Source organism: Pseudomonas sp. TWRC1-2, from assembly GCF_049896685.1.
Lineage (GTDB): Bacteria > Pseudomonadota > Gammaproteobacteria > Pseudomonadales > Pseudomonadaceae > Aquipseudomonas.
In genome coordinates this window covers 19290-42375 of the sequence record NZ_JAFCUU010000012.1, presented here as the reverse complement: position 1 = coordinate 42375, position 23086 = coordinate 19290, and the positions used below count along the sequence as shown (strand labels likewise).

Annotated in this window: 22 protein-coding genes; 17 read left to right on the top strand and 5 right to left on the bottom strand. The window is 61.8% G+C overall.

Annotation, left to right across the window (positions count from 1 at the left end):
* Window positions 1-11 precede the first annotated feature (11 nt).
* Window positions 12-809: an SDR family NAD(P)-dependent oxidoreductase gene (locus tag ACP7B3_RS27055; RefSeq protein WP_426182195.1), complete on the top strand. Its 798-nt coding sequence runs from the start codon at window positions 12-14 to the stop codon at window positions 807-809.
* Between the two features lie 29 nt (window positions 810-838).
* Window positions 839-1255: an SRPBCC family protein gene (locus ACP7B3_RS27050; protein WP_426182192.1), complete on the top strand. Its 417-nt coding sequence runs from the start codon at window positions 839-841 to the stop codon at window positions 1253-1255.
* Window positions 1256-1387: 132 nt separating this feature from the next.
* Here ACP7B3_RS27050 and ACP7B3_RS27045 read toward each other — a convergent pair whose 3' ends face one another.
* Window positions 1388-2779, bottom strand: a complete 1392-nt coding sequence (locus ACP7B3_RS27045) for a sensor histidine kinase (protein ID WP_145164627.1) — start codon at window positions 2777-2779, stop codon at window positions 1388-1390.
* Entirely contained in the window at window positions 2757-3440 is a 684-nt protein-coding gene (locus ACP7B3_RS27040; RefSeq protein WP_003219726.1) for a response regulator transcription factor, read from the bottom strand. The genes ACP7B3_RS27045 and ACP7B3_RS27040 overlap by 23 nt, the downstream gene beginning before the upstream one ends.
* A 323-nt stretch (window positions 3441-3763) precedes the next feature.
* Here ACP7B3_RS27040 and ACP7B3_RS27035 point away from each other — a divergent pair, with 323 nt between their 5' ends.
* Window positions 3764-4669 carry a hypothetical protein gene (locus ACP7B3_RS27035; RefSeq protein WP_426182189.1) on the top strand — a complete coding sequence of 302 codons (906 nt, stop codon included), beginning with the start codon at window positions 3764-3766 and terminating at the stop codon, window positions 4667-4669.
* A 102-nt stretch (window positions 4670-4771) separates the two neighbouring features.
* Here ACP7B3_RS27035 and ACP7B3_RS27030 read toward each other — a convergent pair whose 3' ends face one another.
* Complete coding sequence (locus ACP7B3_RS27030) at window positions 4772-5983, bottom strand: multidrug effflux MFS transporter (RefSeq protein ID WP_426182186.1); 1212 nt, start codon at window positions 5981-5983, stop codon at window positions 4772-4774.
* A 92-nt stretch (window positions 5984-6075) separates the two neighbouring features.
* Here ACP7B3_RS27030 and ACP7B3_RS27025 point away from each other — a divergent pair, with 92 nt between their 5' ends.
* Window positions 6076-7497 carry a PLP-dependent aminotransferase family protein gene (locus tag ACP7B3_RS27025; RefSeq protein WP_426182183.1) on the top strand — a complete coding sequence of 474 codons (1422 nt, stop codon included), beginning with the start codon at window positions 6076-6078 and terminating at the stop codon, window positions 7495-7497.
* A 45-nt stretch (window positions 7498-7542) separates the two neighbouring features.
* The gene (locus ACP7B3_RS27020; protein ID WP_426182180.1) at window positions 7543-7743 is read left to right on the top strand and encodes a hypothetical protein; all 201 of its coding nucleotides are present in this window, start codon (window positions 7543-7545) and stop codon (window positions 7741-7743) included.
* A gap of 124 nt (window positions 7744-7867) precedes the next feature.
* On the opposite strand, the gene ACP7B3_RS27015 is transcribed toward ACP7B3_RS27020, so the two are convergent.
* Entirely contained in the window at window positions 7868-8776 is a 909-nt protein-coding gene (locus ACP7B3_RS27015; protein WP_106580294.1) for a MurR/RpiR family transcriptional regulator, read from the bottom strand.
* Window positions 8777-8859: 83 nt separating this feature from the next.
* Window positions 8860-9063 carry a hypothetical protein gene (locus ACP7B3_RS27010; protein ID WP_416363715.1) on the bottom strand — a complete coding sequence of 68 codons (204 nt, stop codon included), beginning with the start codon at window positions 9061-9063 and terminating at the stop codon, window positions 8860-8862.
* On the opposite strand from ACP7B3_RS27010, the gene ACP7B3_RS27005 reads away from it, so the two are divergent.
* The 12 genes from ACP7B3_RS27005 to ACP7B3_RS26950 all read left to right on the top strand — a co-directional run bounded on the left by ACP7B3_RS27005 (window position 9062) and on the right by ACP7B3_RS26950 (window position 23023).
* Complete coding sequence (locus tag ACP7B3_RS27005) at window positions 9062-10999, top strand: bifunctional 5-dehydro-2-deoxygluconokinase/5-dehydro-2-deoxyphosphogluconate aldolase (RefSeq protein ID WP_426182176.1); 1938 nt, start codon at window positions 9062-9064, stop codon at window positions 10997-10999. The genes ACP7B3_RS27010 and ACP7B3_RS27005 overlap by 2 nt on opposite strands.
* 148 nt (window positions 11000-11147) lie before the next feature.
* Entirely contained in the window at window positions 11148-12035 is an 888-nt protein-coding gene (iolE, locus tag ACP7B3_RS27000) for a myo-inosose-2 dehydratase (RefSeq protein ID WP_369303251.1), read from the top strand.
* A gap of 3 nt (window positions 12036-12038) precedes the next feature.
* Window positions 12039-12827, top strand: coding sequence for a 5-deoxy-glucuronate isomerase (gene iolB, locus ACP7B3_RS26995; protein ID WP_145164612.1), 789 nt, complete (start codon window positions 12039-12041; stop codon window positions 12825-12827).
* A gap of 25 nt (window positions 12828-12852) precedes the next feature.
* The gene (locus ACP7B3_RS26990) at window positions 12853-13674 is read left to right on the top strand and encodes a TIM barrel protein (protein ID WP_426182171.1); all 822 of its coding nucleotides are present in this window, start codon (window positions 12853-12855) and stop codon (window positions 13672-13674) included.
* 149 nt (window positions 13675-13823) lie between these two features.
* Entirely contained in the window at window positions 13824-15755 is a 1932-nt protein-coding gene (gene iolD, locus ACP7B3_RS26985) for a 3D-(3,5/4)-trihydroxycyclohexane-1,2-dione acylhydrolase (decyclizing) (RefSeq protein WP_426182169.1), read from the top strand.
* A gap of 19 nt (window positions 15756-15774) precedes the next feature.
* The gene (locus ACP7B3_RS26980) at window positions 15775-16785 is read left to right on the top strand and encodes a Gfo/Idh/MocA family protein (protein ID WP_242197517.1); all 1011 of its coding nucleotides are present in this window, start codon (window positions 15775-15777) and stop codon (window positions 16783-16785) included.
* A gap of 158 nt (window positions 16786-16943) precedes the next feature.
* A complete protein-coding gene (locus ACP7B3_RS26975; protein WP_426182166.1) occupies window positions 16944-17804 on the top strand; it encodes a sugar phosphate isomerase/epimerase family protein in 861 nt (286 codons plus the stop codon).
* A 197-nt stretch (window positions 17805-18001) separates the two neighbouring features.
* On the top strand, window positions 18002-19030 hold the full coding sequence (locus ACP7B3_RS26970) for a Gfo/Idh/MocA family protein (RefSeq protein ID WP_426182163.1): 1029 nt from the start codon (window positions 18002-18004) through the stop codon (window positions 19028-19030).
* A gap of 128 nt (window positions 19031-19158) precedes the next feature.
* Window positions 19159-19341 carry a hypothetical protein gene (locus ACP7B3_RS26965; RefSeq protein WP_145164602.1) on the top strand — a complete coding sequence of 61 codons (183 nt, stop codon included), beginning with the start codon at window positions 19159-19161 and terminating at the stop codon, window positions 19339-19341.
* 48 nt (window positions 19342-19389) lie between these two features.
* The gene (locus tag ACP7B3_RS26960; protein ID WP_145164600.1) at window positions 19390-20325 is read left to right on the top strand and encodes a sugar ABC transporter substrate-binding protein; all 936 of its coding nucleotides are present in this window, start codon (window positions 19390-19392) and stop codon (window positions 20323-20325) included.
* 63 nt (window positions 20326-20388) lie between these two features.
* Window positions 20389-21942, top strand: coding sequence for a sugar ABC transporter ATP-binding protein (locus ACP7B3_RS26955; RefSeq protein ID WP_426182158.1), 1554 nt, complete (start codon window positions 20389-20391; stop codon window positions 21940-21942).
* A 58-nt stretch (window positions 21943-22000) separates the two neighbouring features.
* On the top strand, window positions 22001-23023 hold the full coding sequence (locus ACP7B3_RS26950; protein WP_026013640.1) for an ABC transporter permease: 1023 nt from the start codon (window positions 22001-22003) through the stop codon (window positions 23021-23023).
* The last annotated feature ends 63 nt before the right edge of the window (window positions 23024-23086 follow it).

Sequence of the window (23086 nt, the reverse complement as noted above, 5' to 3'; positions counted from 1 at the left end):
GGAGTTCTCAGATGAAAATCGATGTAAGCGGCAAAGTAGCCATCGTCAGCGGCAGCACTGCCGGGATCGGCCTGGGCATCAGCCAGGCCCTGGCGCAATCCGGCGCTACTGTGGTGGTGATCGGGCGGGAAGCGGGCAAGGTTGACGACGCCCTGGCGAGCATTCGTCAGGCAGTGCCGGGCGCGGATCTGCGCGGGCTGGTGGCGGACCTCGGCACAGCGCAAGGCGCAGAGAAACTCTTTGCGGCCGAACCGCGCGCCGACATCCTGGTCAACAACCTGGGCATCTTCAACGATATGGATTTCTTCGACGCACCAGACAGCGAATGGACGCGCTTCTACGAGGTCAATGTGATCTCCGGCGTGCGCCTGGCGCGGCATTATGTGCCGGGCATGGTTGAGCAGGGCTGGGGGCGGGTGATCTTCCTGTCTTCGGAGTCCGGGGTGGCAACGCCGGCGGACATGATCAACTACGGCGTGACCAAAAGTGCCAACCTGGCGGTCTCCCATGGTTTGGCGAAGCGTCTGGCCGGCACCGGTGTGACGGTCAATGCGGTGCTGCCGGGGCCGACCTTTACCGACGGCCTGGAGCAGATGCTCAAAGACGCCACCGCCAAGTCCGGGCGCAGTGCGCGGGAAGAGGCGGACGTGTTTGTGCGCAATGCGCGGCCCACGTCGATCATCCAGCGCGCGGCAAATGTGGATGAAGTGGCCAACCTGGTGGCGTACATTGCTTCACCCTTGTCTGCTGCAACCACGGGCGCCGCATTGCGCGTCGACGGTGGCGTTGTCGACAGCATGGCGATCTGAATTCTTGTAATTTTTTTGGAGTATTTATTGTGGCGACAGCTTCTTCGGTGATTGAGGTTCCGGTTTCGGCCGATCAGGTCTGGCAATTGATTGGCGGCTTTAACGCGCTGCCCGATTGGCTACCGTTTATCGTCAAAAGCGAGGCGAGCGACGGCGGGCGTGTGCGTCACTTGCAAACCGCGGACGGCGGTGTGGTGGTCGAGCGCTTGCAGAGCTTTGATAACGTGGCACGCACTTACAGCTACACCATCGAGCAGTCGCCGTTTCCGGTGAGTGCTTACCTGGCGACGTTGCAGGTTGAGGCGTTGACCGATGCGTCGGCGAAAGTGACGTGGTCCGGCGTGTTCACCCCGGCGGCGGGGACCACGGATGCGGCGGTGGAGGAGTTGTTTGCCGGCGTGTACAGCGGCGGGCTTGAGGCACTGCGCGCCAACTTCCCGGCCTGATCTTCCAGGCACCGAAAGTCCAATGTGGGAGCTGGCTTGCCTGCGATGGCGGAGTGTCAGGCAATGAACAAATTGCTTGATACATCGCCATCGCCGGCAAGCCAGCTCCCACACTGTTTTGGGGTGTTTTGACTATTCAGGCATCAATTGCTGCCGACACTCCAGCAGCAGGCATGCGCCCCCGCATCGGCTGTTGCCGACTTCCAACTTGAACCCATGCAGGTTGATGATCGCCGCGACAATCGACAAGCCCAACCCGAACCCGCCTTGCTGGTCGCTTTCATCCACGCGATAGAAGCGCTGGAACACCGCGTCGCGCTCCGCAGCCGGGATGCCCGGGCCTGAGTCGTGCACCTCGATACGCGTGCTGCCGGCATCATTGACGCCACGCAGGATCACTTCACCGTTGGGTGGCGAGAACTTGATCGAGTTGCTCAACAGGTTGGCCAAGGCTTCGAACAACAGTGCGCGGTCGCCGGTAATCCACGGCAACGAGTCGGGCACTTCGAGGCGCAGCTGCAATTCGCCTTCTTCCGCCAGCGGCAGGTAAAAGTCATGCAGTTCGCGCAACAGCGGCAGCGGGTCCATCACCAGGAAACCCGAACGGCGCTGGTGGTCTTCCAGCTCCGAGATGCGCAACAGCCCGCGAAAGCGCGCCATCAGCGTATCGGTTTCAGCAATCGCATCGTCCAGTTTCACCGCGTAGACGGAGTTTTCCTCTGCCTCTTGTTTGATGCGGTAGAGCTGCGCGCGCAAGCGCGTCAGCGGCGTGCGCAGGTCGTGGGCGATGTTGTCGCACACGCCCTTGACCTCGTTCATCAACTTCTCGATGCGGTCGAGCATGGCGTTGACGATGGCGGCGAGCATGTCCAGTTCGTCGCGTCGGTCAGACAACGGCAGGCGGTGCGTCAGGTCACCGGCGACGATGGCCTCGGCACTGGCCTGAATCCCGCGAATGCGCCGCAGCGGGCGACGGCGTAACAAATGCCAACCGGCAGCACCGGGAATAATCGTCAGGGAGAGTGCCCACAGCAGCGCATGCCAGATGATCCGGGTTACGCCAAACAGCGAACCGTTGGCGCGCACGAGTACCAGCCAGCGGCCGTCTTCGGTGTGGGTGGCCACCGCATCGCAGCTGTCCTTGGGCAGTTTCGGGTCGTCAGAGTCGACACAGTTGGCCAGGGCGTGGATCTTGCCGTCCAGCGGCAGGTCCGGTGGCACTGCGCGGATCGGCCCGCTCAAGGGGCGAAATTGCTCATCGAACAGGCCGTAGGCGTCCACGCCTTTCATGTCGAAGGTCATGCTGGTGGTCAGGGCTTCCACCAGTTCTTCACCGTCGAAGCGTTGAAACAGGTGCTGACGCTGCATCAGCGAGTGACGCGACAGATCACCCAGGTAACCCGACACCTCGTAATACAGCACCCCCATGAGGATGCAGCTCCAGGCGACGAACAGCGAACTGTAAAGCGCCAGCAGGCGGCTGCTGGAGGAGCGCCAGCCTTTAGAGGGGTTCAGCAATGACATAACCGGAACCTCGTACCGTGCGGATCAGCGGCGTGAGGCCCGGCGGGTCGATTTTTTTGCGCAGGCGACCGATGTGCACGTCGATCAGGTTGGTGCCCGGGTCGAAGTGATAACCCCAGACTTCTTCGAAGATCATCATGCGCGACAGGATCTGCCCGGTGTTGCGCATCAGGAATTCGAGCAGTTTGTATTCGGTGGGCAGCAGGCTCAGCGGCTGTTCGGCGCGGCTGGCTTCGCGGCTGATCAGGTTCAGTTCGAGGTCGGCCACGCGCAGGGCGGTTTCGAACTCCTTGACCGTGCTTTTGCGCCGCAGCAGCACTTCAACGCGGGCGGCCATTTCGTCGGACGCAAACGGCTTGGTCAGGTAGTCATCGCCACCGGCCCGCAGGCCGCGTACCCGCTCGTCGACATCGGAGAGGGCGCTGATCATCAGGATCGGCGTCGACACGCCAATGGTGCGCAGGGTCGTGACGATGGCCAGGCCATCGAGTTCCGGCAGCATACGGTCGAGGGTGATCAGATCGTAGTCACCACTCACAGCGCGGACCAGGCCTTCACGGCCGTTGTCCACCCAATCTACATCCAGTCCATGGCTACTCAGCTCGGCGACGATCTCGCGGGCTGTAACGGCGTCATCCTCGATGGTCAAAATACGGGTCATAGGATTACCTGGTGAGCGATTCACACTAGAAGTGGGGGCATTTTGCCAAGAAATGCCTGAACGCTTCCTAAATTAAACTTCATCTTGGCAAAACTGACACAACTTTCATGCCGGCCAGCGTCCACACGGGCCGTGGGCGTTGGGGGATTGCATAAAGCACGCTGTTTTCGATCATTTCTTGCAACTTGCATGGTTTAAGTTAGTTCAATTTTTGTATCTAATTGAAATATAAGAGATTTATTTTTTCGTCCGGCTGGCATGGTGCCTGCACTGTCCCTTTTGAGAGTTGTAACACTATTTTTCCTGCCGGGAGCAAAACAACAATGATCACATCGTCATCCACGCTGCAAGAATCGAGCTCGCACTCTGGGGTTTCCTGGGGGGCGATTTTCGCCGGGGCCGCTGCGGCGGCCGCACTGTCGCTGATCCTCGTGCTGCTGGGCTTCGGCCTGGGCTTTTCGGCGGTGTCGCCGTGGGCCGACAGCGGTATCAGCGCCAAGGGGCTTGGCATTTCCACGATTGTCTGGCTGGCGTTCACCCAGATCGTCGCATCGGGCCTGGGCGGCTACATTGCCGGCCGCTTGCGTGTGAAGTGGGCCAACATGCACGGTGACGAAGTGTACTTTCGCGACACCGCCCACGGTTTCCTCGCTTGGGCAGTCGCTACGCTGGTGACCGCAGTGCTGGTCGTCGGCTCGGTGAGCAGTGTGGTCAGCGGCGGCGTTAAAGCCGGCGCCGGTGTCGCTTCGAGCGCCGCCAGTGGCCTGACTCAGGCAGCCGGCAGTGCAGCCAAAGGCGCCAACAGCGGCGACTTTGACTACTACGTCGACAGCCTGTTTCGCGATGATCGCCCAGCCGCCGTCAGCGATGACGCCGTGCATGGCGTTGTAGCGCGCATCTTCACTCGCACCCTGAGCAACGACGGCCAACTGGCCCCGGAAGACCGTAGCTACCTGGCTCAGTTGATCAGCCAGCGCACCAACCTCAGCCAGGCTGACGCCGAAGCGCGTATCGACAAGGTGTACGGCGATGCCCGCAAAGCCATCGAAGACGCCAAGGTCAAAGCCAAGCAAGCTGCTGACACTGCCGCCAAAGTGGCTGCCTACACCTCGCTGTGGACCTTCATTGCGCTGTTGATCGGTGCCTTCTTTGCCAGTTTCGCTGCCACCTTCGGCGGTCGTCGCCGTGACGCCGTGGTGTACGTCGAAACTGAAAACTACGTTCGTTAATCAAGGAGAACAACATGCGCTCATTACTGCTTTGGTTCCTCGGTGTGCCTATCCCGCTCATCATTCTGATCGCGATCTTCATGCACTGATCCTGATCGCGCTTCACCCAAGCCGCGCCTGACCCACAGGCGCGGCTTTTTGTTGCAAGGCCCGCCAACCTGCGACCAGCAATGCGCTGGCCACTGACGTCATGATCACCAGGGGTTGCGAGGTGCCGTCCGACAGCATCCCGGTGGCCCAACTGCTCACGGCCGTCAGGAACATCTGGATAAAGAAGAACAACCCCGACGCGGTCCCGGCAATCGCGCCGTAAGGCTGCAACACCGACAGCTGGCAGGCCGGAATCACCATCCCCACCGACACCATGATCACCACCATCGGCAGCACAATCGCCAGCCAGGCCTGGGGCAGGGCGACCGTGGCCCCGGCGAGCATCACGCAACCCAGCACATTCAAGGCGATGGCGGCACTGATCAACTGATCGGCTTCAACGCGCAGCACCAGTCGGCGGAACAGGTTGGCGCCGAGCATGTAGCCACTGATCGTCGCGGCAAACACCAGCGCATAGGCCGCGGCCGACAAGTGAAAGCCGCGTTGCAGCAGAGCCGACGACTCGCTGATAAAAGGGAAATACGTGCTGTACACGCAGCCGATTGCCAGGGAGTACCGCAGGAAATAACGGTCGCGCAACAGCTGGCCGTACAGGCGCAACAGGTTGCTCGGCGGCGCGGCGGCGACTTCCGGTGGACGGGTTTCCGGCAGCCGGCGAAACACCACCAGGCACAGCGTCACGCCGATCACGGCCAATACGATAAACAGGCCGCGCCAATGGATGAACGGCAGCATCAGGCTGCCCAGCACCGGTGCGGCCATTGGCGAAATCGCCATGGCCATGGAGATCAGGCCAAGCAGGCGCGCCTGTTCATGACGGTCAAAGTAATCGCGCACGATCACCCGACCGATGACCGTGGTGCAGCAACCGCCCAAGGCCTGGAACAGGCGGGCGACGATCAGCACACCAATGCTGTCGGCCAGCGCGCAGGCCACGGTGGCGACCGCGTACACCAACAGCCCGCTCAGCAGCACCGGGCGGCGCCCGAAGCGATCGGTCAACGGGCCGCTGACCAGCAAGGAAATGGCCGAGCCCAGGGCGTACAGCGTGAGGGTCAGCTGCAACTGGCTGTCGCTGGCGTGGAAGTCGTCGGCCATGGCCGGCAGGGCTGGCAGGTGCATGTCCAGGGTGATACGTGGCAGGCCGATGAGTACGGTCAGCAGCACCAGCCAGAACCCGGAGGAGAGGGCGCGTTGCGTCATGGGAAGCTTCTTCGCAAGGAGTAGAGTTCGAACTCTAGCGGGTATGTGGTTTAATCCTCAGGGCCACTTATGCCTCTTATGAATGGACCACTATGAGCCGAGGAAAAGCCGCCTCCCACCTGGACCTGCCGCGCCCCGATAGCCTGGACGCCGGCAAGCAGCAGGGCGCCTACGACGCATTGCGCGCCGCCATCCTGAATCGGCAATTGCCCGCCGGCAGCCGCTTGCCGTCTACCCGCAGCCTGGCCGAACGCTGGCTGGTGTCGCGCGGCACGCTTGAAGCGGCGTTCGAGCGCTTGCACAGCGAAGGTTACGTGCAGCGCGTGGCGGGTTCCGGCACGCGCGTCAGCGCGGTGATCCCCGAGCAATTCATTGCGGCGCCGGCGCCCAGCGCAAGTTCACGCCGCGCGGCCATACCGGATCAGCCTGACGCGGGTGTGCAAAGCCACGTCCCTTTTGTCGCGCGGCGCCCGGACGCGAGCCTGTTCGACCTGAAAATCTGGGCGCGGTGCATCTCCCGAGGCTTGCTGTCTGCGGGGCCAGGCGTATTGGAGGCCGCCCACCCGGCCGGCTTGCCCGCGTTGCGTGAACAGATCGCCGACTACGTGCGCAGTTATCGCGGCATGCACTGCGAGGCGGACGAAATCATTGTCACCACCGGCATTCGCCATGGCCTGGACCTGATCGCGCGCACGCTGCTCAAACCCGGCGACACCGCGTGCGTGGAAGACCCCGGTTATACACCGGCACGCCGCCTGTTCAGCCTGGCCGGTGCGCAGGTCTTGCCGGTCCCGGTGACAGCCGAAGGTCTTGATACCGCGCAACTCCCCGACACGGCGCGCCTGGCCTATGTGACACCGGCGCACCAGGCGCCGCTGGGCATGACCCTGTCGGTTTCACGCCGCCTGGCGCTGTTGGATTGGGCCGCCCGCGCCGACGCCTGGGTGGTCGAAGACGACTACGACAGCGAATACAACTACAACAGCGCGCCACTGGCGGCGCTCAAATCCCTGGATTCCGGCGACCGGGTAATCTACTGCGGCAGCTTCAACAAGAACCTGTTCCCGGGCCTGCGCGTGGGGTTCATGGTGGTGCCCAAGGCGGTGCGCCCCGCGTTGCTGCGCACCCTGCAACTCACCGGGCATTCGGTGGGCGCGACGGATCAGTCGGGGCTGGTGGAGTTTCTCGCCAGCGGCGCGTTTGTGCGGCACCTGCGGGCTTCGCGCCAGGCTTATCAGGCGCGTCGCGATGCGCTGCTCGCTTGTCTGCCGGGTGAATGCACGGTGAGCGGCCAGCAAGCCGGATTGCACTTTGTGCTGTGGCTGCCAAGCGGTGTCGAGGAAAGCGAATTCTGCACCCGCGCCGCCGCCGCCGGGCTGACCTTGCAGCCACTGGGCAAGTTCTGCGTCGCGGCGAGCTTGCCGCCGGCGGTGATCATCGGCTACACCGCGCTGACCCTGGCGCAGATTCGCTATCACGGCCGAGTGCTCACGCAATTGTTAACAGCGGCTTAACCCGCGCCTCATAAGCCGTCTTCTGCGTTTAATCCTGGTCATGCTGTGCTCTACCTGAAAAACGCCAGGGCTGAGCGCAAGGACGGTGACCTGCTGGTGGCCATCACCGAAGGCATGAGCCGCATCGCCGCGCCAATGATTGTCGTGGCCAGCGGGCTTGCTGTGGCAAGCAAGCTTGTTGTGGTGAGCCGGTCTGTCGTGGCGAGCGGGCTTGCCCCGCGTTGGGCTGCGAAGCAACCCCAATAAGGCCGCCGCGCGCTCATTGATAGACCGCGGCGTCAGGTTTCAGGGCCGCTTCGCGTCCCAACGCGGGGCAAGCCCGCTCGCCACAACAGACCCGCGCCCACAGCGGATCTTCAGTACCAGAAGATCAGTCGTCGAACCCCACCTGTTCATGAATCTCATCCACCTTCAGCTCCAACCGATACGCCACCGCAATAAACAATGCCTGGCACAGGCACAAGGTGGCGCTAAGCGAGCGAAACGCAAACGACGACCCTTCATTCACCAACAGCACCGCGTTCGCCCGTTTGGCCAGGGGCGACAGGTTGCTGTCGGTGATGATCAAGGTCTTGGCCTGATGATGCTGGGCAATGCGCAGGCAATGCTGAGTCTCTTTGCCATACGGCGTAAAGCTGATGGCGATCACCAGGTCATTGGCACGCACGCTGCGCATCTGCTCGCGGTAACTGCCGCCCAAACCGGAAATCAAGTGAATGCGCTTGTTGGTGTGCTGCAGGTTGTAGACCAGGTAATCGGCCACCGCGAAGGAGCGGCGCACGCCGACCACGTAGATATTGTCGGCATTGACCACCAGGTCCACGGCTTTCTCGAAGGCCACATCATCGAGTTCCAGCCCCAGGCGCTCGATGCCGGAGAGGGTGGCGTTCACGCATTCGCGCGCCAGGTCGCCGCCGCTGGCCTTCTGCGACTTGTTGGCGATCATGCTGCGGATGCGTTGCTGGTAGTTCTGCACCGGCGTGGTCTTGTGGGTGTAGGCCTCGCGAAACAGCGCCTGCATCTCACTGAAACCGCTGAAACCGAACCGCTGGGAGAACCGCACGATGGCCGAAGGGTGCACTTCGCACTCGCGGGCGATGTCGCTGATGCGGTCGACCATGATCCGGTCGCTTTGCTGGCTCATGTAGCTGGCGATGCGTTTGAGCTGGCGTGGCAGGCTTTCGTATTCGTCGGTGATCAGCTGCAACAGGCGCTCGGCATTGATCGGAGGGCTGGCAATAGTCTCTTCCAGGGTGGTCTCGGGATCGGTGCGGGACATGGGCAATCCTTCTGGCGTGTTCTTCTGATGCGCTGATGGGTGGGCGCAAGTCTACAGGGTAGGCGCAAAAAAATACCCCGGCATCACGGTGGCCGTGGCCTGCTGAAACGATGCAGGAGGGCTGGCAGGCCATTATGCTGGCTTATTGGAAAAAATATTCCACTAAAAATAATTATGGAATAAATATTGATTGCGGCCGCCGGACGTTCTAGTCTGCTTTCACCAAGAGCGTGTGCCGCCACGACGGCGGTACCACGCAGGCTGATAAAAATAACAGGAGCCAGCATGGGCCAGACTCGTTTTGCCAGTGGGCGTCAATTGGATCTGATTTGCCTCGGACGCCTGGGCGTCGACCTCTACGCACAGCAAGTGGGTGCGCGACTTGAGGACGTGTCCAGCTTCGCCAAGTACCTCGGCGGGTCCTCCGCCAATATCGCCTTCGGCACCGCACGGTTGGGGCTTAAATCGGCGATGTTGAGCCGGGTGGGCGACGACCACATGGGCCGCTTCCTGGTGGAATCCCTGGCCCGCGAAGGCTGCGATGTCAGCGGCATCAAGGTCGACCCGGAACGCCTCACCGCGCTGGTGCTGCTGGGCCTCAAGGACCGCGAAACCTTCCCGCTGGTGTTCTACCGCGAAAACTGCGCCGACATGGCCCTGCGCGCCGAAGACATCAGCGAGGCCTTTATTGCCTCCAGCAAAGCCTTGCTGATCACCGGCACGCATTTCTCCACCGATGGCGTGTACAAGGCCAGCATCCAGGCCCTGGACTACGCAGCCAAACACAACGTCAAGCGCGTGCTCGATATCGACTACCGCCCGGTGCTGTGGGGCCTGGCGGGCAAGGCGGACGGCGAAACCCGGTTTGTCGCCGACCAGAACGTCAGCCAGCATGTGCAGAAAATCCTGCCGCGCTTTGACCTGATCGTCGGCACCGAAGAAGAGTTTCTGATCGCTGGCGGCAGTGAAGATTTGCTCACCGCGCTGCGCACCGTGCGTGACCTGACCCCGGCCACCCTGGTGGTCAAGCTCGGCCCGCAGGGCTGCACGGTGATCCACGGCGCGATCCCCGCGCGGCTGGAAGACGGCGCCATCTACCCCGGCGTGCGCGTCGAGGTGCTCAATGTGCTGGGCGCCGGCGATGCGTTCATGTCGGGCTTTCTCAGCGGCTGGATCAACGACGCCAGCGACGAGCGTTGCAGCCAGTTGGCCAACGCCTGTGGCGGCCTGGTGGTGTCCCGCCACGCCTGCGCGCCGGCCATGCCCACGCCTGCCGAACTGGATTACCTGTTCAACAGCCCGGTGCCCATCACCCGGCCCGATCAAGACGTCACCTTGCAGCGCCTGCACCGCGTCACCGTGCCGCGCAAAGCCTGGAAGCAGCTGTTCGTGTTTGCCTTCGACCATCGCTGGCAACTGGTGGACCTGGCGCAAAAAGGCGGCCAGGACCCGACGCGTATCAGCGCCATCAAGCAGCTGTTTATCCAGGCGATCGAACGCGTCGAAGCCAAGCTGCGCGAGCAGGGCGTCGAAGCCGACGTGGGCCTGTTGGCCGACCAGCGTTTCGGCCAGGACGCGCTCAACGCCGCCAGCGGTCGCGGCTGGTGGATCGCGCGCCCGGTGGAGGTGCAGAACTCGCGGCCGCTGGCGTTTGAACACGGGCGCTCGGTGGGCAGCAACCTGATTGCCTGGCCCCAGGAGCAAATCATCAAGTGCCTGGTGCAATACCACCCCGACGATGAGCCGATGCTGCGCCTGGAACAGGAAGCGCAACTGAAGGCGGTGTACGAGGCTTCGCTGGTCAGCGGCCATGAGCTGCTGCTGGAAGTCATCCCGCCCAAGGATCACCCGTCCACCTATCCCGACGTGCTCTATCGCAGCCTCAAGCGCCTGTACAACCTGGGCATCTACCCGGCGTGGTGGAAGATCGAGGCGCAGTCGGCGCAGGACTGGAAAAAACTCGACGAACTGATCCAGGAGCGCGACCCATACTGTCGTGGCGTGGTGCTGCTGGGCCTGAACGCTTCGGCCGAATGCCTCGCCGATGGTTTCCGGCAAGCCAGCCAAAGCAGCACCTGCCGTGGATTTGCGGTGGGCCGTACGATCTTCCAGGAACCGAGCCGCGCATGGATGGCGGGGGAGATTGATGATCAAACCCTGATCGAGCAGGTGCAGGGCACCTTCGAACAGCTCATCAACGCCTGGCGCAGTGCTAGAAGTTAAACACGCACAAATGTGGGAGCTGGCTTGCCTGCGATGCAGACAACTCGGTCCATCAGATACGCCGGGCTGATGCCATCGCAGGCAAGCCAGCTCCCACACAAAGCAAACCTCACCAGGCTTAAGTCAGATAAAAACAAAAGGTGCAGCCATGCCCGCAATCCGAATTGGCATCAACCCGATCTCCTGGAGCAACGACGACCTGCCTGCCCTGGGCGGTGAAACGCCCTTGAGCACTGCCCTGGGCGAAGGCAAAGAGATCGGCTACGAGGGTTTTGAACTCAACGGCAAATTCCCCAAGGACGCCCAAGGCGTCGGCGACGTGCTGCGCCCTTATGACCTGGCGCTGGTCTCCGGCTGGTATTCCAGCCGCCTGGCACGGCGTTCGGTGGCGCAAGAAATCGAGGCCATCGCCGGTCACGTCGAGCTGCTCAAACTCAACGGCGCCAAGGTGCTGGTCTACGGCGAAGTCGCCGATTCGATCCAGGGCGCCAGGGTGCGCCTGATCGAACGTCCGCGTTTTCACAGTGAACACGCCTGGCAGGAATACGCCGACAAACTTACCGAACTGGCGCGTTTCACCCTGTCCCAAGGCGTGCGCCTGGCCTACCACCACCACATGGGCGCCTACGTCGAATCCCCCGACGACATTGACCAGTTGATGCGTCGCACCGGCCCGGAAGTCGGCCTGCTGTTCGATTCGGGCCACTGCTACATGGGCGGCGGCGAGCCTGTCGAGGTGCTGCGCAAACACATCGAGCGCGTCTGTCACGTGCATTTCAAGGACGTGCGCAAACCGGTGGTGCAACTGGCGCGCAACCAGATGTGGAGCTTTCCTGACTGCATCGTCAACGGCACCTTCACCGTGCCCGGTGACGGCGATATCGACTTTGCCGAGTTGCTCGACGTGCTGTTGGCGGCCAAGTACGAGGGCTGGCTGGTGGTAGAAGCCGAGCAGGACCCGGCCGTAGCGCCCAGCTATATCTACGCGAAAAAGGGCTACGACACGTTGCGCACGCTTCTCAGCGAGAGGACTTAAGTGATGAGCTTGTTGGTCAAGAGCAGCAAACGCGGGCAAACCATGGTTGCCCTGGAAGAAGGGCGCCTGGAATACGTAGGCTTTGCCGCCTACCGCCTGAGCCTGGGTGAGACGTTGCCGGTCACCGCCGGTGATCAGGAGCTGTGCCTGGTGCTGCTCAGCGGCCGGGTGAATATCCAAGGCGAGGGCTTCAACTGGCAGAACCTGGGGGATCGTCAGTCCGTGTTCGAAGACAAATCGCCCTTCGCCGCCTACCTGCCGCCCGGCACCGATGCGCAGGTGACCGCGTTGAGCGATGTGCAAATCGCCGTGTGCGCCGCACCCGGTGCCCCAGGTTTTGAGCCGCGCCTGATTCGCCCCGAGCAGTGCAAGCGCAGCGTGCGCGGCAAGGGCGCCAACACCCGGTATGTGTGCGACATCCTGCCCGACAGCGAGCCGGCCCATTCGCTGCTGGTGGTGGAAGTGCGCACGCCGTCCGGGCACTCGTCCAGTTACCCGCCGCACAAGCACGACACCGACGACCTGCCGCACCAGAGCTTTCTCGAAGAGACCTACTACCACCAGATCAACCCGCCCCAGGGCTTCGTGTTCCAGCGCGTGTACACCGACGATCGCAGCATCGACCAGGCCATGGCCGTGGAAAACAGCGACCTGGTGGTGGTGCCCAAGGGGTATCACCCGGTCAGCGTGCCGTATGGCTACGAGTCGTATTACTTGAACGTGATGGCCGGCCCCAAGCGCGCCTGGCATTTCCATAACGACCCGCAGCACAGCTGGCTGCTGGACCTCTGACCGGTTTGAACGGAGAACAACAATAATGAAGTCGCCGCTACGTTTTGCCCTTAACCGCATGGTCGCGCCCGACCTGTCCCTGCCGGATTTCATCCAGTTGGCGGCGGCCCTCAAGTGCGATGCCATCGAGATTCGCAACGACCTCGAAGGTCATGAAATCGAATACGGCACCCCGGCCAGCCGCGTGCGTGAGTTGTGCGCGGTGCAAGGCATCACGGTGCTGTCGATTAACGCGCTGTACCCGTTTGATGTGTGGAATGACGAGCGCCGTGCCCAGGCGATCAAACTCGCCACCTATGCGCGTGAGTGCGGTGCGCAAGGCCTGGTGATGTGCCCGCTGAACGAGCGCGGCGATACGCGTAACGAAGCCCAACGCGCGGCCGGTTTACGCACGGCGTTGAGCGAGTTGGCGCCGATCCTGCGCGAGTACGCGATTCTCGGTTTCATCGAGCCGCTGGGTTTTGAAGAATGCGCGCTGCGCCGCAAGCGTGTGGCCGTGGATGCGATCCAGGCGATTGGCGGCCTGGATGTGTTCCGGCTGGTGCACGACACCTTTCACCATCACCTGGCTGGCGAACAGGAATTCTTCCCGCAGCTGACCGGCCTGGTGCATATCTCCGGCGTCGAGGATCGCGACGCACCGCTCAATGCCATTCGCGACGGCCACCGCGTGCTGGTGGGCGAGGGCGATATCCTCGGCAATGCCGCGCAGATCGACACTTTGCTCAGCACCGGCTACAGCGGTTATCTGTCGTTCGAGCCGTTTGCTGAAAGCGTGCATGCGCTGGCGGATATCCAGCAGGCATTGGGGGCGAGCATCGCCCATCTACAAAATTCCCGGACCTGACGCCGGCCAAACTGTGGGAGCGGGCTTGCTCGCGAATGCGGTGGGTCAGTAAATAAATCGGGTGACTGACACACCGCATTCGCGAGCAAGCCCGCTCCCACATTGGTTCACAGTTGATCGACAGATTTGCGTTCATACAAGGTGCGAACATGACCACAACAAGATTGACCATGGCCCAGGCCCTGGTGAAGTTTCTGGATAACCAGTACATCGAAGTCGATGGCGTGCAGAGCAAGTTTGTCGCCGGGGTTTTTACCATTTTCGGCCACGGCAACGTGCTGGGGCTGGGTCAGGCGCTGGAGCAGGACAGCGGCGATCTGGTGGTGCATCAGGGCCGCAATGAGCAAGGCATGGCCCACGCCGCCATCGGGTTCGCCAAGCAACACCTGCGCCGCAAGATCTACGCGTGCACCTCATCGGTGGGGCCGGGCGCGGCAAATATGATTACCGCCGCCGCCACCGCCACGGCCAACCGTATTCCGTTGCTGCTGTTGCCCGGCGATGTCTATGCCAGCCGCCAGCCCGACCCGGTGCTGCAGCAGATCGAGCAGTTTCATGACTTGAGCATCAGCACCAACGATGCCTTCCGCTCTGTGAGCAAGTACTGGGACCGCATCAACCGCCCCGAGCAACTGATGACCGCTGCGATCCATGCGATGCGCGTGCTCACTGACCCCGCGGAAACCGGCGCCGTCACGTTGGCCCTGCCGCAGGATGTACAGGCTGAAGCCTGGGACTATCCCGACTACTTCCTGCAAAAACGTGTGCACCGTATCGAACGCCGTCCGCCGACTGAAGCGATGATCGGCGATGCGTTGGCCGCCTTTCGAGGCAAGCGCAAACCGCTGATCATCTGCGGCGGCGGGGTCAAATACGCCGGCGCGAATGCCGCGCTGCAAGCGTTTGCCGAACGCTTTGACATCCCCTTCGCCGAAACCCAGGCAGGCAAAAGCGCAGTGGTCTCCAGCCATCCGCTGAACCTGGGCGGTCTCGGTGAAACCGGCTGCCTGGCGGCAAACCTGCTGGCCCCGGAAGCGGACCTGATCATCGGTATCGGCACGCGCTACACCGACTTCACCACCGCGTCGAAGTCGCTGTTCAAGCACCCCGACGTGAAGTTTCTCAACCTCAATATCAGTCCGTGCGATGCTCTGAAACTGGACGGCGTGCAACTGCTGGCGGATGCCAGGGTGGGCCTGGAGGCGTTGGCGGATGCCTTGGGCGACTACCGTTCCGACTGGGCGGACCAGCCACGCGACGCCAAGGCGCAGTTGGATGCCGAGGTGGACCGCATCTACCAGGCTGACTACCAGACGGACAATTTCGTCCCGGAAATCAACGACCACATGGACCCGGCCGTGCTGCGCGAGTTTATCGAGCTGACCGGTTCCTGCCTGACCCAAAGCCGCGTGCTCGGCGTGCTCAACGACACCCTGGCCGACGACGCCATCATCGTTGCCGCCGCCGGCAGCTTGCCGGGCGACTTGCAGCGCAGCTGGCGCAGCAAGGGCGTCAACACCTACCACGTCGAGTATGGCTATTCGTGCATGGGCTACGAGGTCAACGCGGCCCTGGGCGTGAAGCTGGCCGAGCCGGCGCGCGAGGTCTATGCGCTGGTGGGTGACGGCTCCTACATGATGCTGCACTCGGAGCTGGCCACCTCGATCCAGGAGCGGCGCAAGATCAACGTGGTGCTGCTCGACAACATGACCTTCGGCTGCATCAACAACCTGCAGATGGAACACGGCATGGACAGCTTCGGCACCGAGTTTCGCTTTCGCAACCCGGAGACCGGCAAGCTCGACGGCGGTTTTGTGCCGGTGGATTTCGCCATGAGTGCGGCGGCCTATGGCTGCAAGACCTACAAGGTCAGCACGGTGGAACAGTTGCAGGCGGCGTTGGCCGATGCACGTACGCAAACGGTGTCGACGCTGATTGATATCAAGGTTCTGCCCAAGACCATGATCCACAAATACCTGTCGTGGTGGCGGGTCGGGGTGGCGCAGGTCTCGACCAGCGCGCGCACTGACGCGGTGGCCAAACAACTCAATGAACGCCTGGCCAAGGCCCGGCAGTACTAATAACAAGAGGAGTGTTTGTATGTCTTTGAAGTTGGGTGTTATCGGTACGGGCGCCATTGGCCGGGACCATATCCGTCGGTGCAGCCAGACCCTGCTCAATAGCCAGGTGGTGGCGGTGACCGACATCAACCTTGAGCAAGCCGCCAGGGTCGTCGCTGATTTGCAGCTGACCGCCGAGGTGTACGCGGACGGCCATGCGTTGATCAACTCGCCGCAGGTCGAGGCAATTCTCGTGACTTCCTGGGGCCCGAGCCACGAAGAATTCGTGCTCGCTGCCATCGCCGCCGGCAAGCCGGTGTTCTGCGAAAAGCCCTTGGCCGTCACCGCAGAAGGCTGCCGCAAGATCGTCGATGCCGAAATCGCCTTCGGCAAGCGCCTGGTGCAGGTGGGCTTCATGCGCCCGTACGACGAAGGTTATCGCGCCCTCAAGGCGGTCATCGACAGCGGCCAGATCGGCGAGCCTTTGATGCTGCACTGCGCGCACCGCAACCCGACGGTGGGCGAAAACTACAAGACCGACATGGCGATCACCGACACCTTGATCCATGAACTGGACGTGTTGCGCTGGTTGCTCAACGACGACTACGTGTCGGTGCAAGTGGTGTTCCCGCGCAAATCGAGCAAGGCGTTGGCCCACTTGCGTGACCCGCAGATCGTGCTGCTGGAAACCGCCAAGGGCACGCGCATCGACGTGGAAGTGTTCGTGAACTGCCAGTACGGCTACGACATTCAGTGCGAAGTGGTGGGGGAGACCGGTATTGCCAAACTGCCGGAGCCTTCGCAGGTGCAACTGCGCAGCGAGGCCAAGCTGTCGAATGCGATTTTGATGGACTGGAAGGACCGCTTTATCGGCGCCTACGACGTCGAATTGCAGGCGTTCATCGACGGCGTACGCGCCGGGCATGTCGGCGGGCCGTCGGCGTGGGATGGGTTTGCGGCGGCGGTGGCGGCGGATGCGTGCATTGAGGCGCAGCGCAGTGAGCAGATTGTGAAAGTCGGCCTGCCAGAGCGCCCACATTTTTACGGCTGACACCTATTGCACTGGAGGAACCGGATCAGTGTGGGAGCTGGCTTGCCTGCGAAGACGGCGGCACATTCAATATAAATGCCGCCTGATGCACCGCTATCGCAGGCAAGCCAGCTCCCACATTCGAGCGGATTCCAATTTCAGATACGGGAGTTTCACCTATGCGTATCGCCTTAGACCCCTACATGTACCGCCATCTGCCCCTTGGCCAGATGGTCGACAAGGCCGCCGAACTCGGCTACCAGCACATCGAACTCTCACCCCGCGAAGACTTCCTGCCGTTCTACAAAGCCGCTCGCGTTGACCGTGCGCGCATCAAGGAATTTCGCAAGGCCTTGAGCGACGCCGGTGTGCAACTGTCTTCCCTGCTGCCGATGTACCACTGGGCCGCGGCCGACGAAGGCCTGCGCGTCGCCGCCGTACGCAACTGGAAGCGTGCGATCCAGATCGCCGTGGAAATGGACTGCGAGCTGGTCAACACCGAATTCACCGGCCAGTCCGACAACCCGCTGGTGTGCGAAAACCAGTTCATGCGCTCCATGGACGAGCTGATCCCGGAGTTCGAGCGTGAAAGCATCAAGCTGGATATCCAGGCGCATCCGTATGACTTCTGTGAGCGCAACAACGAGTCGGTGGACATCATTCGCGGCCTCGACCGCGACTGGATCAACTACCTCTACGCCGCGCCGCACACCTTCTTTTATGACGACGGCAAAGGTGATATCGCCTCGATGCTCAAGTACGCCGGTTCCAAGCTCAGCCACTTGATCATTGCCGACACCTATAACCACCGCGCGTCGTCGAACCTGCGCTACATCGTCAACCCGCCGGGCGTTACCGCCACGGTGCATCAGCACCTGGACATCGGCCAGGGCGAGGTCAACTGGGAGGCGTTTTTCGGCACCTTGCGCGAGATCAAGTTCGACGGCATCGCCACGGTTTCGGTGTTTGCCTGGGAAGACCGGCCGGATGAATCCAACCGGATGATGCTGGAGCGGGTGACCCGCGAGCTGTGCCAATAAGCAACCGATCGTTCCAACGCTCTGCGCAGGAACGATCAACGATCATTTTCGGGCAGGTGGAATGCAGTCAGTGTGGGAGCTGGCTTGCCTGCGATAGCGGTCTTTCAGTGGCGGGTTCATTGACTGACACGCTGCTTTGGCAGGCAAGCCAGCTCCCACATTTGAACTGGGTTTCCACTTCATGAAGGAGCGCATCTATGCGAATCGGACTAGTTGGCTACGGCCACGGCGGCCGTTTTTTTCACGCACCGTTGATTGCAACGTTGCCCGGCGCAACGTTTGTCGGCGTGGTGACACGCTCACCCGAGCGGCGCCAGCAATTGGCGGCTGACCACCCCGGCCTCAAGGCCTACGACACCATCGGCCAGATCGTCGAGGCCGGTGTCGACGTCCTGGTGATTTCCACCACGCTCAAGGGCCGTCCGGCGCTGGTACTGGAAGCCATCGAACACGGGGTTGCGGTGGTCAGCGACAAACCGTTCGCCAGCAACGCCGAACAGGCCCAGGCACTGATCACCGCCGCCGAACGCCAGGGCGTGTTGCTCAGCGTTTACCAGAACCGGCGTTGGGACTCGGACTTCCTCACGTTGCGCAAACTGATCGACGCCGGTGCGCTGGGCCAGATCACCCGTTTTGAGTCCCGTGTCGAGCGCTTCAATCCGCAAGCCGTGGGCAATGCCAGCGGCGGCGGATGGTTGCGCGACCTCGGCAGTCACCTGGTGGACCAGGCGATGCAGCTGTTCGGCCCGGTGGACCGGGTGTTCGCGCAACTGCAGTTCAGCCCGGAACACCCCACTCTCGATCACGGCTTTTTTGTTTCGCTGACCCACGCCAACGGCGTGATTTCCCACCTGTGGGGCAGTGCGCTGCAAAACAGTCAGGCCCCGCGTTTTCGCGTCAGCGGCACCCTGGGTTGTTACACCGTGGACGGGCTTGATGGCCAGGAAGAAGCGCTGATGGCCGGCAAGACGCCGAAAACCGAAGGCGAGCACTGGGGCGCTGAAGAGCACCGACGCTGGGGCTGGTTTGAGCAAGGCGCGGAACGCGAGCGTGTGCCCTCGGAGAAAGGCTGCTGGACGCAGTTCTATCGCCAGTTGCACAGTGCCGTGCAAGGGCAGGGAGCGCTGCCGGTGAACGCCTATGACGCACTGGAAACCACCCGTATATTGGACGCCGCGCGCCTTAGCAACGAGCGCCAGCAGGTGGTTTCAACAAAAATAGAATAAAATTCTAAAACAGGTTGATATGGAAATTATTTTCCAATAAAGTCTTTTCCAGGTTGCAAAAAGTACGCTTCGGGCTTGATCCGGGCGACTCAACAAAAACAAGATCAAAAACAACCAGGTACCGTCAGATGAAAATCTTCAACGCTGTACTGCGAGTTTTACGCCCTGCACAGCAAGCGCCACGCGGTCTGCCCCGCGCCCGGCCGTTTTATTTCTCCTTCCTCAATGTGCTGTGCGTCGAAAACAAAGGCGCCCTGGTGTGCTGCATTCCGGGGGCACCGATCGTGCGGCTGCCGGCCTCCTCGCTCTGAAAAACGCAACGTCCACAAAACCAACAAGAAATTGGAGACAGACCGTTCATGAAGACCCCGATCCGTTTCACCGCGCTGGCCCTGTCCATGCTGCTTGCCAGCGGTTTTGCCTCGGCTGCCGATATCAAAGTAGGCGTGAGCATGTCCGCCTTCGACGACACCTTTCTGACTTACCTGCGCGAGGACATGGACAAGCAAGCCAAGTCCTACCCCAAGGGCGATGGCGTGCAGCTGCAGTTTGAAGACGCCCGCGCCGACGTGGTCAAGCAACTGAGCCAGGTCGAGAACTTCATCAGCCAGAAAGTCGACGCGATTATCGTCAACCCGGTGGATACCGCGTCGACCAAGAACATCATCAGTGCGGCGACCAAGGCGGGCATTCCGCTGGTGTTCGTCAACCGCCGGCCTGATCAGAAAGACTTGCCTAAAGATGTGGTGGCCGTGACCTCCGATGACGTCGAGGCCGGTCGCCTGCAAATGCAGTACATCGCCGACAAACTCGGTGGCAAAGGCAAGATCGTGATCCTGTTGGGCGACCTGGCCAACAACTCCACCACCAACCGCACCAAAGGCGTGAAAGAGGTTCTGGCCAAGTACCCCGGCATCACCATCGAACAGGAGCAGACCGGTACCTGGCTGCGTGACCGCGGCATGACGCTGGTCAACGACTGGCTGACCCAGGGGCGTGAGTTCAATGCGGTGCTGGCCAACAACGATGAGATGGCCATCGGCGCCTCCATGGCGCTGAAATCGGCGGGCACCAAACCGGGCAGCGTGTTGATCGCCGGGGTCGACGGTACGCCGGATGGCTTGAACGCGATTACCAAGGGCGACATGGCCGCGTCGGCGTTCCAGGACGCGAAAGGGCAGGCCGTCGGCTCGGTGGAAGCGGCGCGCAAGATGGCCAAGCATGAGCCGGTCGAGCAGAACGTGATCATTCCGTTCAAGCTGATCACGCCGGACAACGTCAAAGACTTCAAGTAGCCCTTCATAACAACAATAAGCGAGCAGGGCGGCCACGGTCGTCCTGCTGATGGAGTACCCGATATGCTTGTTCAAGCGGTTGCCTCGCAGCCTCCCGGCATCCAGCCCCTGGCGCCGGAAGAACCCTACCTGCTGGAAATCCTCAACATCAGCAAAGGCTTTCCCGGCGTCGTGGCCCTGGCCGATGTGCAACTGCGCGTTCGCCCTGGCTCGGTGCTGGCGCTGATGGGCGAGAACGGTGCAGGCAAGTCGACGCTGATGAAGATTATCGCCGGCATCTACCAGCCCGACGCCGGTGAAATACGTCTGCGCGGCAAGCCGATCGTGTTTGAAACGCCGCTGGCGGCGCAGAAGGCCGGGATCGCGATGATCCACCAGGAACTCAACCTGATGCCGCACATGAGCATCGCCGAAAACATCTGGATCGGCCGCGAGCAGCTCAACAGCCTGCACATGGTCAACCACCGCGAAATGCACCGCTGCACCGCCGAGTTGCTGGCGCGTTTGCGCATCAACCTGGACCCTGAAGAACACGTCGGCAACCTGAGCATCGCCGAACGGCAGATGGTCGAGATTGCCAAGGCGGTGTCCTACGACTCCGACATTCTGATCATGGATGAACCGACGTCGGCCATTACCGAAAAGGAAGTGGCCCACCTGTTTTCGATCATTGCCGACCTCAGGTCCCAGGGCAAAGGCATCGTCTATATCACGCATAAAATGAACGAAGTGTTCGCCATTGCCGATGAAGTCGCGGTGTTTCGCGACGGCCACTACATCGGCCTGCAGCGCGCCGACAGCATGAACAGCGACAGCCTGATCTCGATGATGGTCGGCCGTGAACTGAGCCAGTTATTCCCGGTGCGTGAGGCGCCCATCGGCGAATTGCTGCTGTCGGTGCGCGACTTGCGCCTGGACGGCGTGTTCAAGGGGGTGTCGTTCGACCTGCACGCCGGGGAGATCCTCGGCATCGCCGGGTTGATGGGCTCGGGCCGCACCAATGTGGCGGAGACCATTTTCGGCATTACCCCAAGCTCTGGCGGGCAGATCACCCTTGACGGCAAGCCGGTGCGCATCAGTGACCCGCACATGGCCATCGAGAAAGGCTTTGCGCTGTTGACCGAGGACCGCAAGCTCAGCGGCCTGTTCCCGTGCCTGTCGGTGCTGGAAAACATGGAAATGGCGGTGCTGCCGCATTACTCGGGCAACGGTTTTATCCAGCAAAAGGCCCTGCGCGCGTTGTGTGAAGACATGTGCAAGAAGCTGCGGGTGAAGACTCCGTCTCTGGAGCAGTGCATCGACACCTTGTCCGGCGGTAACCAGCAAAAGGCCTTGCTGGCGCGCTGGCTGATGACCAACCCGCGCCTGCTGATTCTCGATGAGCCCACCCGTGGCATCGACGTCGGCGCCAAGGCTGAGATTTATCGCTTGATCGCTTTTCTCGCCAGCGAAGGCATGGCGGTGATCATGATTTCGTCCGAGCTGCCTGAAGTGCTGGGCATGAGCGACCGGGTGATGGTGATGCACGAGGGCGACCTGATGGGCACCCTGGACCGTGCGGAGGCGACCCAGGAAAAAGTCATGCAGCTGGCTTCCGGTATGACCGTAGTCCACTGACGAACAGCAGCGCAGGCCTGCGGTTGGCCTGTGCCACAGAACAAGAAGGTGATTGGCTATGAACGCAATAACAGACAACAAGCCTGCCACGGCACCGGTCAAGCACCGCAGGCGCTTGCCCACCGAGCTGAGCATCTTCCTGGTGCTGATCGGCATCGGGTTGGTGTTTGAACTGTTCGGTTGGATCGTGCGCGACCAGAGCTTTCTGATGAATTCCCAACGTCTGGTGCTGATGATCCTGCAAGTGTCGATCATCGGCCTGCTGGCGATTGGCGTGACGCAGGTGATCATCACCACGGGCATCGACTTGTCCTCAGGCTCGGTGCTGGCGCTGTCGGCGATGATTGCCGCCAGCCTGGCGCAGACTTCGGATTTTTCCCGCGCGGTGTTTCCCAGCCTGACGGATTTGCCGGTGTGGATACCGGTGGCGATGGGCTTGGGGGTCGGGCTGCTTGCAGGGGCGATCAACGGCAGCATCATTGCCGTCACGGGGATCCCGCCATTTATCGCGACACTGGGCATGATGGTCTCGGCCCGCGGCCTGGCGCGTTACTACACCGAAGGCCAGCCGGTGAGCATGCTGTCGGATTCGTACACGGCGATCGGCCATGGCGCGATGCCGGTGATCATCTTTCTGGTGGTGGCGGTGATCTTCCATATCGCGCTGCGCTACACCAAGTACGGCAAGTACACCTACGCCATCGGCGGCAATATGCAGGCGGCGCGCACGTCGGGGATCAACGTCAAGCGCCATCTGATCATCGTCTACAGCATCGCCGGGTTGCTCGCGGGCCTGGCGGGCGTCGTCGCCTCGGCACGTGCCGCGACCGGCCAGGCCGGCATGGGCATGTCCTATGAACTGGATGCGATTGCCGCAGCGGTGATCGGCGGCACCAGCCTGGCGGGCGGGGTGGGGCGCATCACCGGCACCGTGATCGGCGCGTTGATCCTGGGCGTGATGGCCAGCGGGTTTACCTTTGTCGGCGTGGATGCGTACATCCAGGACATCATCAAGGGGCTGATCATCGTGATCGCGGTGGTGATCGACCAGTATCGCAATAAGCGCAAGCTCAAGCGCTGAGTCGATGGGGGAGTTGGCTCGCGAAGAACCCGAGAGCGCTGCGCGGTGCCAGACCCCCATGTC